The sequence below is a fragment of the Amycolatopsis sp. CA-126428 genome (genome assembly GCF_002904335.1).
Taxonomy (GTDB): domain Bacteria; phylum Actinomycetota; class Actinomycetes; order Mycobacteriales; family Pseudonocardiaceae; genus Amycolatopsis.
Map to the genome: position 1 here is coordinate 1 of NZ_PPHF01000167.1, position 12,976 is coordinate 12,976.

The following is a 12,976-nucleotide window of genomic DNA, read 5'->3' on the forward strand; positions in this document are numbered from 1 at the left end:
GTCGTCCGGTGGAAGCTCCGGAGGCGGCGGGGTTCCGGATGTGCTGCGCGTGGGTCGTCCGGTGGAAGCTCCCGAGACGGCGCGGTCCCGGACGTGCTGCGCGCGGGCCGTCCGGAGCGGCTGTTGGACCCAGCGGGGGCTCCGGACGTGCCCGATCGTGTCGCCGGGCACCTGAGCAGCCCCCGTTTTCCACGCTACCGGCGGGCACCGACACCTTCCGGCCGCCGGTGGGCCGGTGTGGATGATCGGGGCGCCGGCTCGGCGTTGTGGACAACCCGGGCCGCGCTTGCCGAGGACGCCCGGAACTGTCGGACCCTCCCGGTAGCGTGGAATTCGGGGGCTGCTCAGGCACGACGAAGGCCGCCTCCCGGGGGAGGCGGCCTTCTCGGTCGACAACCGTCAGTGGCCGAACGCGCTCCGCGCCGCGAGGTCCGCCAGCAGGGCGCGGCCCTTCTCGGCGTTGCGGGGCTGGGACAGGACGTCGTAGCGGCGGGCCACCAGCTGGCTCTGCGAGATGAACCCGCGCTTGTTCCGGTTCGCCGCGTAGCCCAGCGCGCCGAAGAGCAGGTTGAACCCGAGACCGGCGACGAGGCCGATCACGATCGGGACCAGGCCGGCGCCCGGGTTGAGCAGGCTGAGCATCAGGCCGAGGAACAGGCCGAACAGCGCGCCGGACGTCGCCGCGCTGCCGAGGACCTTGCCCCACGTCATCTTGCCCGCGACCCGCTCGACGAGCAGCGGCTCCACGCCCACGATCGTGACGTCGGTGACGGGGAAGTCGGTGCCCGCGAGGTGGTCGACCGCCCGCTGTGCCTGCTCGTAGGACTCGTACGAACCGATCGGCCAGCCGGTGGGCAGGGTCGGCAGCTGGGGCCGGGCCTGCTGCTGTCCGATCGTGGTCTGCTGCGTGAATGCTGTGGTCATCGATCTCACCTCTCTTGTCCCGTTCAACGTGCGGGGACCCCCTTTTCCTCCCGGACGAGCGAATTCACAGGCTCTTCTCAGCCGGGCAAGCCGGACAATCCGGCCGCCACCCCAATGGTATAAAAAGATACCTTATTTCGGGTTGACCCAGCTCGGGTGACCGGGTAGGAAGGACCGGCAAAGGATTCATACCAAACCTTTGGGGCGACGGATGGCACGCAGGCGAGGCATGCTCACGCTCGACGAACTCCGGGCGCGCGTGGACGCGGGCACGATCGACACGGTGCTCGTCGCGCTCACCGACATGCAGGGCAGGCTGCAGGGCAAGCGCTGCTCGGCCGAGTACTTCCTGGACGAGGTCGTCGGCCACGCCACCGAGGCCTGCAACTACCTGCTCGCCGTCGACGTCGACATGAACACCGTCGGCGGGTACGCGCTCTCCTCCTGGGACAGCGGCTACGGCGACTTCGTGCTGCGCCCCGACCTCGAGACGCTGCGGGAGGTCCCGTGGCAGGAGGGCACCGCGCTCGTCCTCGCCGACGTCGAGCGCGTGCAGGGCGGCCCGGTCTCGGTGTCGCCGCGCCAGATCCTGCGCGGCCAGCTCGACCGCCTCGCCGAACGCGGGCTCGCCGCCTTCGTCGGCACCGAGCTCGAGTTCATCGTCTTCGAAGACACCTACGAGGCCGCCTGGGACAAGCGCTACCACGGCCTCAAACCCGCCAACCAGTACAACGTCGACTACTCGATGCTCGGCACCGCGCGGCTGGAGCCGCTGCTGCGCCGCATCCGCAACGACATGGCGGGCGCCGGGCTCTACCCGGAGTCGGCCAAGGGCGAGTGCAACCCGGGCCAGCAGGAGATCGCCTTCCGCTACACCGATGCCCTGAGCACGTGCGACAACCACAGCGTCTACAAGAACGGCGCCAAGGAGATCGCCGCGCAGGAGGGCAAGAGCCTCACCTTCATGGCGAAGTACAACGAGCGCGAGGGCAACTCCTGCCACATCCACATCAGCCTGCGCTCCACCGAGGGACGCGCGGTGCTGGCCGGGGACGGCGAGCACGGCTTCTCGAAGCTGATGGAGCACTTCCTCGCCGGCCAGCTCGCCGGGCTGCACGAGCTGACCTACTTCTTCGCGCCGAACATCAACTCCTACAAGCGGTTCGTGCCCGGCAGCTTCGCCCCGACCGCGATCGCCTGGGGCACCGACAACCGCACCTGCGCGCTGCGCGTCGTCGGGCACGGCGAGTCGCTGCGCGTCGAGAACCGGGTGCCGGGCGGGGACGTCAACCCGTACCTCGCCGTGGCCGCGCTCATCGCCGCCGGGCTCCACGGCATCGAGAACGAGCTCGAGCTCGAAGAGCCCTTCACCGGCAACGCCTACCACTCCGGCCTCGGTACCGTCCCGACCACGCTCCCCGAAGCCGCCGCCGCGCTCGCGGAAAGCGAGCTGGCGCGCGAGGCGTTCGGCGAAGACGTCGTCGACCACTACCTGAACGCGGCGAAGATCGAAATCGACGCCTACAACGCCGCCGTCACCGACTGGGAGCTGATCCGTGGCTTCGAGCGACTCTGACGCGAATCGGGGCAAGCCCGTCATCGGCCTCACCGGCTACCTCGAACCGGCGAAGTTCGGCGTCTGGGAAACCGAAGCCGTGCTGCTGCACCGGGTCTACGTCGACTGCGTCGTCGCGGCGGGCGGCATCCCGGTGCTGCTCCCGCCGGTGTCCGGCGCTTACGACCGGCTGATGTCCACTGTGGACGGCCTGGTGCTCACCGGTGGCGCCGACGTCGAGCCCGCGCGCTACGGCCACGAGCCGCACCCGGCCACCTACGTCCGCCCGGAGCGGGACGCCTTCGAGTTCGGTCTGTTCGAAGCCGCGCGCAGGGCGGGCAAGCCGGTGCTCGGCGTGTGCCGCGGCCTGCAGGTCATGAGCGTCGCCCTCGGCGGCACCCTGGCCCAGCACCTGCCCGAAAGCGCGGGCACCACCGAGCACCAGCCCGCGCCCGCGACCTTCGGCCGGGGCACGGTCACGCTCGCCGAAGGCAGCCGGGCGGCGGCGATCCTCGGGCCCGAAACCAAGACCCTGTGCTACCACCACCAGGCGATCGACCGGCTCGGCACCGGCATGGAGGCCGTCGGGTGGGCGGCCGACGGCACGATCGAGGCCGCCGAGGTGCCCGGCGAGTTCGTCCTGGGCGTCCAGTGGCACCCCGAGCAGGACAGCGACGACGTCCGGCTGTTCCAGGCTCTCGTCGAAGCGAGCAAGGAGAGGGAATGACCAGCAGTTTCGACGTCCTCAACCCCGCCACCGAAGAGGTGGTGCGGACGGTGGCGCTGACCAGCGCCGAAGAGACCGATGCGGCGATCGCCCGCGCGCACGCGGCGTTCCCGGCCTGGCGCGACGTCACCCCCGGCGACCGCGCGCGGCTGCTGCGCCGCTTCGCCGACGCCGTCGAGGCCGACATCGAGCACCTCGCGCGGCTGGAGGTCGAGAACTCCGGGCACACCATCGGCAACGCCCGCTGGGAGGCCGGCAACGTCCGGGACGTCCTCAACTACTACTCGGCGGCGCCGGAACGCCTGCTCGGCAAGCAGATCCCGGTCCCGGGCGGCATCAACGTCACCTTCCAGGAGCCCCTGGGCGTGGTCGGCGTGATCGTGCCGTGGAACTTCCCGATGCCGATCGCCGGCTGGGGGTTCGCGCCCGCGCTCGCCGCCGGCAACACCGTCGTCCTCAAACCGGCCGAGCTGACGCCGCTGACCGCGATCCGGCTGGCCGAGCTGGCGCGCGAGGCGGGCATCCCGGAGGACGTCTTCCAGGTGCTGCCCGGCAAGGGATCCGTGGTCGGGCAGCGGTTCGTCGAGCACCCGGCCGTGCGGAAGGTCATCTTCACCGGCTCCACCGAGGTCGGCAAGCAGATCATGGCGGGCTGCGCGGCGCAGGTGAAGCGCGTGACGCTGGAGCTGGGCGGCAAGAACGCCAACATCGTCTTCGCCGACTCCGACCTGGAGAAAGCCGCGGCGACCGCGCCCTACGGCGTCTTCGACAACGCGGGCCAGGACTGCTGCGCGCGGTCGCTGATCCTCGTTCAGGCCGGCGCATACGACCGCTTCATGGAGCTGCTCGAACCCGCGGTGCACGGCGTCGTCGTCGGCGACCCCGGCGACGAGAAGACCGAGATGGGCCCGCTGATCTCGGCCGCGCACCGGGAGAAGGTCGCCTCCTACGTGCCGGACGACGCGCCCGTCGCGATCCGCGGCACCGCCCCCGCGGGCCGCGGCTTCTGGTTTCCGCCGACCGTCGTCACCCCGCCGGACCTGCGGCACCCGGTCGCCGCGGAGGAGGTCTTCGGCCCGGTCGTCGCCGTCGTGCCGTTCGCCGAGGAGGCCGACGCGATCCGGATGGCCAACGCGACCGAGTACGGCCTGTCCGGGTCGATCTGGACCCGCGACGCCGGCCGCGCGTTCCGGGTCGCGCGGGGCGTCGAAGCCGGCAACCTCTCGGTGAACTCGCACTCGTCGGTGCGCTACTGGACGCCGTTCGGCGGCTTCAAGCAGTCCGGCCTCGGCCGCGAGCTCGGCCCGGACGCCGCCGCGGCGTTCACCGAAACCAAGAACGTCTTTCTGAGCACGGAGGAGTAATGGTCCAGCGTTTCGAAGGGCGCGTCGCGGTCATCACCGGCGGCGCCAGCGGCATCGGGCTCGCTTCGGCCCGGCGCCTGGCGAGCGAAGGCGCGAAGGTCGTCATCGGGGACCTGACGCCGGATTCGGGCAAAGCCGCGGCCGACGAGATCGGCGGCGCGTTCATCCAGACCGACGTCACCGACGCCGAGCAGGTCGAGAACCTGTTCCACAGCACCGTCGAGCAGTTCGGCTCGGTCGACGTCGCCTTCAACAACGCGGGGATTTCGCCGCCCGAGGACGACTCCATCCTGACCACCGGCATCGAGGCGTGGGAGCGGGTGCAGCGCGTCAACCTGACGTCGGTGTACCACTGCTGCAAGGCCGTCCTGCCGCACATGCAGCGCCAGGGCAAGGGTTCCATCATCAACACGGCGTCGTTCGTCGCGGTGATGGGCGCGGCGACGTCGCAGATCTCCTACACCGCGTCCAAGGGCGGGGTGCTCGCGATGAGCCGCGAGCTCGGGGTGCAGTTCGCGCGGGAGAACATCCGCGTCAACGCGCTGTGCCCGGGGCCGGTCAACACCCCGCTGCTCAAGGAGCTGTTCGCGAAGGACCCGGAACGCGCGGCGCGGCGCCTGGTGCACGTGCCGGTCGGCCGGTTCGCCGAGCCGGAGGAGATCGCGGCCGCGGTGGCCTTCCTGGCCAGCGACGACGCCAGCTTCATCACGGCGTCGCAGTTCCTGGTCGACGGCGGCATCTCCGGCGCGTACGTCACCCCGATCTAACGTTTCGTCGGTTTCTTGACGCCGTAGACCTCCCTCAGGTCGCTCCAGGCGGCGTTGAGCTTCTTGCGCTCTTCGGAGAGCAGCTTTTCGCGGCGCCGCAGGACGCGGGTGGCGATCTCCGAGGCGAGGAAGGCGCCGGCGGCGAAGGTCAGGCCGCCGACGATCAGGGTCAGGGCGATGATGGTGGTGGTCATGGTGACCAGCGTCGGAGCGCCCTGGGCGGGTTGTCCCCGCGCAAAGCTAGCGGGTTTCGTTAGCTTTGTGAGGTGACGCACTGGCGCGCCGACGAGTGGGCGGAAGCGGTCCGGACGGGCATCCGCTCCCGCGGGCTGTCCCTGGACGAGGCCGCCCGGCGCATCGGCGTCCCGACGTCGACGCTGCGCAGCTGGATCGAGCACCGGCACGCGCCGAAGGTGACGGTGTTCGACCACTGGGCCCAGCTCGCCGAGGTCACCGGACTGACCGAAGCCGAGCTCCTGCGCGTCGCCGGCGTCCTGCCCGACAGCCTCGCGAGCCCGGTGCACGTCGCGCAGGCGGCGAAGGCGCTGCGGGAGGGCATCGACCGGGCCGGGCAGTTCCTCCGGCAGGCCACCGCGCTCGTCTACTCCTCGCCCGGCACGCAGGTGGCGAACGCGATCGCGGCGTCGCCGATCGACTGGGAGATGCGGATCCGCTCGGCCACCCGCGGCGACGAGGTCCGGGTCACCTACCACCACTACGTCGGGATCGTGCCGCCGCGGGACTTCCCGTACTCCGACGCCGAGGTGCGGCGGATCCTCGAGCACGACGTCCTCGGCGAGCTGTGGCGGCCGCTCGGGCTGTACTGGCGGGTCGCCGAGGTGCACGACTGGCACGAGCCGCCGCGGCTGGTCATCCAGGTGCCCGAGCAGGAGGCGACCCGGCCGCCCGTGCCGTCGCCGGTGGTCACCGCGCCGCCGGTGGTCGTGCTGTCGCCGATCTGGGGGTACGGCGAGCTGCTGGCGTCGCTGGTCGCCGACGGCCTCGGGTTCGGCAACGTCGACTTCCGCTACTTCGGCCTCCCGGACGCGATGGCCGACCGCGTCCGGATCACCGCCCGCGAGCTGGCCGGGCCCGCGCCGCGGCTGGTGCACTCGGTGCCGCCGATCATGCTGCTGCACGGACTGGCCGTGCCGGACCTGACCGGACGGCTCCCGGTCGTGGTCCGCTACGGCCCCCGCATGCGCGCCCGCGCGGCGCGGATCTACCGCGAGCCGCTGCTCGAAGCGGGGTTCGCGGACCCCCTGGAGGGCGCCCGCGCGATCGAGGAGGCGATTTCGGTCCCGGCGGGCTGCGCGTACTTCGAGGTGACCCTGGCCGACGAGGACGTCTTCGACGGCGACCGCCCCTCGCTGGACCGGCTCAACGACTCGGTGGCGTGGCACGCCGAGCAGCTCGTCGAGCAGGTCCTGCTCGGCGCGGGCCTGCCCCCGGTGCCCGTGGGCGGGCCGTTGAAACGCCTGGTCCTGCCCTCGGGCCGGGTCCGCCGCCCACCGGCCCTCGCCGGGAAGGTCGTCCGCCGGATCGCCGGTGAGTCCCGGCCCGCTCGGAGGCCGGTCGAGGACTGATGTGGTGTTGGCCGGATGAAGTAGACGCCCGCGGGAAGCGCCGGGTACCGTAACCGCCACAACTGCAGATCGGGCCGTCGAGCCGAGGCGGGAGAGCCCTCACGAAGTCGGTGGGGCACCGAAGGAGCAAACTCCCCGGAATCTCTCAGGTACCTGCTACCGCTTCGTGCGAGGCCACTCTGGAAAGCAGGCGCACCCGCGCCTCACCCAAGGTGAAAGCCGTGTTCCACACGGTGAAACTCTCAGGTGCCATGACAGAGGGGGAGTTCCCAGCGCACCGTTCTGCCCGGTGCCCGGCCCGAGGAGCTCCCCATCACGTCTACGCAGTTCGACGCCCGCCACATCGGCCCGTCCGAAGCCGAACGCGCGAAGATGCTGGCCGAGTGCGGCTACGGCAGCCTGGACGCCCTCGTCGGGGCCGCCGTCCCGAGCGCCATCCGCGCCACCCGTGACCTGCGGCTCCCGCCCGCCGCGTCCGAAGAGGAAGCCACCGCGGAGCTGCGCGCTCTCGCCGCGCGCAACCGGCCGATGACGCAGATGATCGGCCTGGGCTACTCCGACACCGTCACCCCCGGCGTGATCCGCCGCAACGTCCTCGAGAACCCGGCCTGGTACACCGCGTACACGCCCTACCAGCCGGAAATCTCCCAGGGCCGGCTCGAAGCCCTCCTCAACTTCCAGACCATGGTCGCCGACCTGACCGGCCTGGCCACCGCGAACGCCTCGCTGCTGGACGAGTCGACCGCCGTCGCCGAAGCCGTCACGCTGATGCGCCGCGCGTCGAAGGCCAAGTCGAACAAGGTCGTCCTCGACGCCGAGTGCCTGCCGCAGACCATCGCCGTCGTGCGCACCCGGGTCGAGGCCCTGGGCATCGAGGTCGAGGTCCGGGACCTGCTGACCGGCCTGCCGGAGGAGTTCTTCGGCGTCGTCGTCCAGTACCCCGGCGCGTCCGGCGTGCTCCGCGGCCGCGGCTTCTACCACGCGGTTTCCGAGTCGGCGAAGGCCGCGGGCGCGCTGTTCACCGTCGCCGCCGACCTGCTCGCGCTCACCCTGGTCACCGCGCCCGGCGAGTTCGGCGCCGACGTCGCCGCCGGGTCGACCCAGCGCTTCGGCGTCCCGCTCGGCTACGGCGGCCCGCACGCCGGGTACATGTCCGTCCGCGCCGGCCTCGAGCGGTCGCTGCCCGGGCGCCTGGTCGGCGTCTCGGTCGACGCCGACGGCAACTCCGCCTACCGGCTCGCGCTGCAGACGCGTGAGCAGCACATCCGCCGCGAGAAGGCGACGTCCAACATCTGCACCGCCCAGGTCCTCCCGGCCGTGCTGGCCGCGATGTACGCGGTCTACCACGGCCCGGACGGCCTGAAGAAGATCGCCCAGCGTGTCCACGGTCTCGCCGCGGGCTTCGCCGACGCTCTCCGCAAGACCGGCGTCGAGGTCGTGCACGAGTCCTTTTTCGACACCGTCGTCGCGCATGTGCCCGGCCAGGCCGCCGAGGTCCACGCGGCCGCCCGCGAAGCCGGGATCAACCTCGGCCACGTCGACGCCGACCACGTCCGGGTCGCCTTCGACGAGGTCAGCACCCCCGCGATCACCGCGAAGGTCCTGCGTGCGTTCGGGGTCGACGAGGACGTCCGAGACGGTGTCGCGCTGCCCAGTGGCCTGGCCCGCGAGAGCGGCTTCATGGGGCACGAGGTCTTCGGCACCCACCGCTCGGAGACGGCGATGCTGCGCTACCTGCGTCGCCTGGCCGACCAGGACTACGCGCTCGACCGCGGCATGATCCCGCTCGGCTCCTGCACGATGAAGCTCAACGCCACCACCGAGATGGAGCCGATCAGCTGGCGGGAGTTCGCGGGCATCCACCCGTTCGCCCCGGCCGGGGACGCCGAGGGGTACCACGTCCTCGTGGCGCAGCTGGCCGAGTGGCTGGCCGAGGTCACCGGCTACGACCAGGTGTCGCTGCAGCCGAACGCGGGCAGCCAGGGCGAGCTCGCCGGTCTCCTCGCCATCCGCGCGTACCACCGCGCGAACGGCGACGAAGCCCGGGACGTCTGCCTGATCCCGTCGTCCGCGCACGGCACGAACGCCGCCTCCGCGGTGCTGGCCGGGATGCGCGTGGTCGTCGTCAAGTGCACCGACGAGGGCAACGTCGACCTGGCCGACCTGCGGGCCAAGGTGGACGCGCACCGCGACACCCTGGCGGCGATCATGGTGACGTACCCGTCCACGCACGGCGTGTACGAGCACGACATCGACGAGCTGGCGAAGATCGTCCACGACGGCGGCGGCCAGGTGTACGTCGACGGCGCGAACCTCAACGCCCTGCTCGGCCTGGCCAAGCCGGGCGAGTTCGGCGGCGACGTCTCGCACCTGAACCTGCACAAGACCTTCTGCATCCCGCACGGCGGTGGTGGCCCCGGCGTCGGCCCGGTCGCGGTGCGCGCGCACCTCGCGCCCTACCTGCCGAACCACCCGCTGCTCGACGCCGCCGGCCCGGAAACCGGCGTCGGCCCGATCAGCGGCGCGCCCTACGGCTCGGCGTCGATCCTGCCGATCTCCTGGGCCTACGTCCGGATGATGGGCGCGCCCGGCCTGACCGCGGCCACGAAGGTCGCCGTGCTGGCCGCGAACTACGTCGCCTCGCGGCTGGCGCCGCACTACCCGGTGCTCTACACGGGCCAGGACGGCCTGGTCGCGCACGAGTGCATCCTCGACCTGCGCCAGCTCACCAAGGAGACCGGCGTGACGGTCGACGACGTCGCGAAGCGGCTCATCGACTACGGCTTCCACGCGCCGACGATGTCGTTCCCGGTCGCGGGCACCCTGATGGTCGAGCCGACGGAGTCCGAGGACCTGGGCGAGATCGACCGGTTCATCGCGGCGATGATCGCGATCCGCGCCGAGATCGACGAGGTCGCGAACGGTAAGTGGAGCGCCGAGGAGTCGCCGCTGCGGGGTGCCCCGCACACCGCGGAGACGCTGGTCGGCGAGTGGGACAAGGCCTACGACCGCGAGCTGGCCGTGTACCCGGCGGGTGTTTCGCGCAAGAACAAGTACTGGCCCCCGGTGCGTCGCATCGACGGCGCCCGCGGCGACCGTAACCTCGTCTGCTCCTGCCCGCCCCTCAGCGAGTACGGCTCGTGAGTGTTTAGGCGGGTTCTAACCCTCCTTACCACTCACGACCACCTACGGAAGGCGACCATTTTTCCCATGTCTCGCGAAACATCTCTGCACGGAGTCCACAAGGGACTCGGTGCGCTGTTCACCGACTTCGCCGGCTGGTCCATGCCGGTCCGCTACGCCAGCGAGCTGGCCGAGCACAAGGCCGTCCGCGAGGCGGCCGGGCTGTTCGACCTGTCGCACATGGCCGAAATCCACGTCACCGGCAAGCAGGCGGCCGACGTCCTGGACTTCGCGCTGGCCGGCAACCTCACCGGGGTCAAGCCGGGCCGGGCGCGGTACACGATGATCTGCAACGCCGAGGGCGGCGTGCTCGACGACCTGGTCGTCTACCGGCTGGCCGACGAGCACTACCTGGTCGTCGCGAACGCGGGCAACGCGCAGGTCGTCGCGGACGCGCTGGCCGAGCGGGTCGCGGGCTTCGACGCGGTCGTGGACGACCGGTCGGAGACGACCGCGCTGATCGCCGTCCAGGGCCCGAAGGCCGTCGAGATCCTGGGCGCCGTGACCGACGCCGACCTGGACGCGCTGAAGTACTACGCCAGCGTCCCGGCGTCGGTCAAGGGTCACGACGTCCTGCTGGCCCGCACCGGCTACACCGGCGAGGACGGCTTCGAGCTGTTCGTCGACGCCGACGAGGCACCGGCGCTGTGGCGGCTGCTGCTGGAGGCCGGTGAGCCCCACGGCCTGGTCCCGGCCGGCCTCGCCTGCCGCGACACGCTGCGGCTCGAAGCGGGGATGCCGTTGTACGGCAACGAACTCACCGTCGGGCAGAGCCCGTTCGAGGCCGGGCTCGGCCGCGTCGTCAAGTTCGAGAAGCCGGGCGACTTCGTCGGTCGCGCGGCCCTCGAGGAGCGGTCCAAGGCGGACGTTCCGCGCGTGCGGGTGGGGCTGAAGGGCGCCGGTCGCCGCGCTCCCCGCCACGGTTACGCGGTGCTGGCCGACGGCACCGAAATCGGCGAGGTCACCAGCGGCGCGCTGTCGCCGACGCTGGGTTACCCGATCGCCATGGCGTACGTCGATCGGGCGTACGCCGAGCCCGGCACCGAGCTCTCCGTCGACATCCGGGGCAGGATCGAGCCCGTCGAGGTCGTCGCCCTGCCCTTCTACTCCCGCGCGTAAAGGACTGCCAGCTGTGAGCATCCCCGAAAACCTGAAGTACACCAAGGAACACGAGTGGCTGTCCGTCGAGGACGGTGTCGCCACCGTCGGCATCACCGCCTTCGCCGCCGAATCGCTCGGTGACATCGTGTTCGTCCAGCTGCCCGACCCGGGCTCGGCCATCACCGCCGGCGAGGTGTTCGGCGAGGTCGAGTCGACCAAGTCGGTCAGCGAGCTGTACGCGCCGGTCTCCGGCGAGGTCGTCGAGGTGAACGGCACCACATCGGACACCCCCGAGGTCATCAACTCCGACCCGTACACCGAAGGATGGCTGCTGAAGGTGCGTCTGACCGGGGACGTGCCGGACCTGCTCGACGCCGCCGCGTACGCCCAGCTCACCCAGGAGAACTGATGCCGACTTTCGACGCTCACCTCGCCGACGTCGACCCCGAGGTCGCCGCGGCGGTCGCGGACGAGCTGACCCGTCAGCAGTCCACCCTGGAAATGATCGCGTCGGAGAACTTCGCCCCGGTGGGCGTGCTCGAGGCGCAGGGTTCGGTGCTGACCAACAAGTACGCCGAGGGCTACCCCGGGCGCCGCTACTACGGCGGCTGCGAGCACGTCGACGTCGTCGAGCAGCTCGCCATCGACCGCGCGAAGGCCCTCTTCGGCGCCGAGCACGCCAACGTCCAGCCGCACTCGGGCGCGCAGGCCAACGCGGCCGCGATGTTCGCCGTGCTCAAGCCCGGCGACACGATCCTCGGCCTCGACCTGGCCCACGGCGGGCACCTGACGCACGGGATGAAGATCAATTTCTCGGGCAAGCTCTACACCGTCGTCGCCTACCACGTCGACAAAGAGACCGGGATCGTCGACCTCGCCGAGATCGAGCGCCTGGCCGTCGAGCACCAGCCGAAGCTGATCATCGCCGGGTGGTCCGCCTACCCGCGTCAGCTCGACTTCGCCGAGTTCCGCCGCATCGCCGACCTCGTCGGTGCCCGCCTGATGGTGGACATGGCGCACTTCGCCGGGCTGGTCGCGGCCGGGCTGCACCCGTCGCCGGTGCCGCACGCCGACATCGTCACCACGACCACGCACAAGACCCTCGGCGGCCCGCGCGGCGGGCTCGTCCTCTGCCGCGAGGAGCTGGCGAAGAAGATCAACTCGGCGGTGTTCCCGGGCCAGCAGGGCGGGCCGCTGGAGCACGTCATCGCGGCCAAGGCCGTCGCGCTGAAGATCGCCGCGAGCGAGGAGTTCAAGGAGCGCCAGCAGCGCACCCTGGAGGGCTCGCGGATCCTGGCGGAGCGCCTCTCGCAGGCCGACTGCGCCGAGGCCGGGGTGCGGGTGCTGACCGGCGGCACCGACGTCCACCTGGTGCTGGTCGACCTGGTCCAGTCCGCGCTGGACGGCCAGCAGGCCGAGGACCGGCTGCACGAGGTCGGCATCACGGTCAACCGCAACGCCGTCCCGTTCGACCCGCGCCCGCCGATGATCACGTCGGGCCTGCGGATCGGCACGCCGGCGCTGGCCACCCGCGGTTTCCGGGCGGACGACTTCGCCGAGGTCGCCGACGTCATCGCCGAGGCCCTCAAACCGGACTTCGACGACGCCGTGCGGTCGAAGCTCCGCGACCGCGTCGAGACGCTGGCGAAGAAGCACCCGCTGTACGCGGACCTCGCGCGATGAGCGCGCTGCCCGAGGGCCGGAAGCTGCTGCGTCTCGAGGTTCGCAACAGTGAGACGCCGATCGAGAAGAAGCCGCCGTGGATCAAG

At 71.2% G+C, this 12,976-nt stretch carries 11 protein-coding genes and 1 riboswitch; of the genes, 9 read left to right on the plus strand and 2 right to left on the minus strand.

The genetic code is table 11. The features are described from left to right. Nucleotides 1–399: 399 nt before the first annotated feature. Nucleotides 400–924, minus strand: a complete 525-nt coding sequence (locus C2L58_RS43930) for a general stress protein (RefSeq protein ID WP_103343549.1) — start codon at nt 922–924, stop codon at nt 400–402. A 211-nt stretch (nt 925–1,135) separates the two neighbouring features. Here C2L58_RS43930 and C2L58_RS43935 point away from each other — a divergent pair, with 211 nt between their 5' ends. The 4 genes from C2L58_RS43935 to C2L58_RS43950 are packed head-to-tail and all read left to right on the plus strand — an operon-like array spanning nt 1,136 to nt 5,337. Beyond that, entirely contained in the window at nt 1,136–2,500 is a 1,365-nt protein-coding gene (locus C2L58_RS43935; RefSeq protein ID WP_199191721.1) for a glutamine synthetase family protein, read from the plus strand. Beyond that, on the plus strand, nt 2,481–3,206 hold the full coding sequence (locus C2L58_RS43940; RefSeq protein ID WP_103343551.1) for a gamma-glutamyl-gamma-aminobutyrate hydrolase family protein: 726 nt from the start codon (nt 2,481–2,483) through the stop codon (nt 3,204–3,206). The genes C2L58_RS43935 and C2L58_RS43940 overlap by 20 nt, the downstream gene beginning before the upstream one ends. Further along, entirely contained in the window at nt 3,203–4,570 is a 1,368-nt protein-coding gene (locus tag C2L58_RS43945; protein WP_103343552.1) for an aldehyde dehydrogenase family protein, read from the plus strand. The genes C2L58_RS43940 and C2L58_RS43945 overlap by 4 nt, the downstream gene beginning before the upstream one ends. Beyond that, complete coding sequence (locus C2L58_RS43950) at nt 4,570–5,337, plus strand: 3-oxoacyl-ACP reductase (protein ID WP_103343553.1); 768 nt, start codon at nt 4,570–4,572, stop codon at nt 5,335–5,337. Before C2L58_RS43945 ends, C2L58_RS43950 begins: the two co-directional genes overlap by 1 nt. On the opposite strand, the gene C2L58_RS43955 is transcribed toward C2L58_RS43950, so the two are convergent. Beyond that, nucleotides 5,334–5,531 carry a hypothetical protein gene (locus tag C2L58_RS43955; protein ID WP_103343554.1) on the minus strand — a complete coding sequence of 66 codons (198 nt, stop codon included), beginning with the start codon at nt 5,529–5,531 and terminating at the stop codon, nt 5,334–5,336. The genes C2L58_RS43950 and C2L58_RS43955 overlap by 4 nt on opposite strands. Before the next feature lie 72 nt (nt 5,532–5,603). Between C2L58_RS43955 and C2L58_RS43960 the strand changes: the two genes are divergently transcribed. From C2L58_RS43960 to glyA, 5 genes are all read left to right on the plus strand, one after another. Beyond that, the gene (locus C2L58_RS43960; protein ID WP_103343555.1) at nt 5,604–6,923 is read left to right on the plus strand and encodes a helix-turn-helix domain-containing protein; all 1,320 of its coding nucleotides are present in this window, start codon (nt 5,604–5,606) and stop codon (nt 6,921–6,923) included. A gap of 169 nt (nt 6,924–7,092) precedes the next feature. Further along, a riboswitch (glycine riboswitch) is annotated at nt 7,093–7,191 on the plus strand. A gap of 44 nt (nt 7,192–7,235) precedes the next feature. Then, complete coding sequence (gene gcvP, locus C2L58_RS43965) at nt 7,236–10,067, plus strand: aminomethyl-transferring glycine dehydrogenase (RefSeq protein ID WP_103343559.1); 2,832 nt, start codon at nt 7,236–7,238, stop codon at nt 10,065–10,067. A gap of 66 nt (nt 10,068–10,133) precedes the next feature. Continuing rightward, nucleotides 10,134–11,225: a glycine cleavage system aminomethyltransferase GcvT gene (gene gcvT / locus C2L58_RS43970; protein WP_103343556.1), complete on the plus strand. Its 1,092-nt coding sequence runs from the start codon at nt 10,134–10,136 to the stop codon at nt 11,223–11,225. Between the two features lie 13 nt (nt 11,226–11,238). Then, entirely contained in the window at nt 11,239–11,616 is a 378-nt protein-coding gene (gene gcvH, locus C2L58_RS43975) for a glycine cleavage system protein GcvH (protein ID WP_103343557.1), read from the plus strand. Then, nucleotides 11,616–12,890 (plus strand): serine hydroxymethyltransferase, encoded by a 1,275-nt coding sequence (glyA, locus tag C2L58_RS43980; protein ID WP_103343558.1) that lies wholly within the window; start codon nt 11,616–11,618, stop codon nt 12,888–12,890. The genes gcvH and glyA overlap by 1 nt, the downstream gene beginning before the upstream one ends. Nucleotides 12,891–12,976 lie beyond the last annotated feature (86 nt).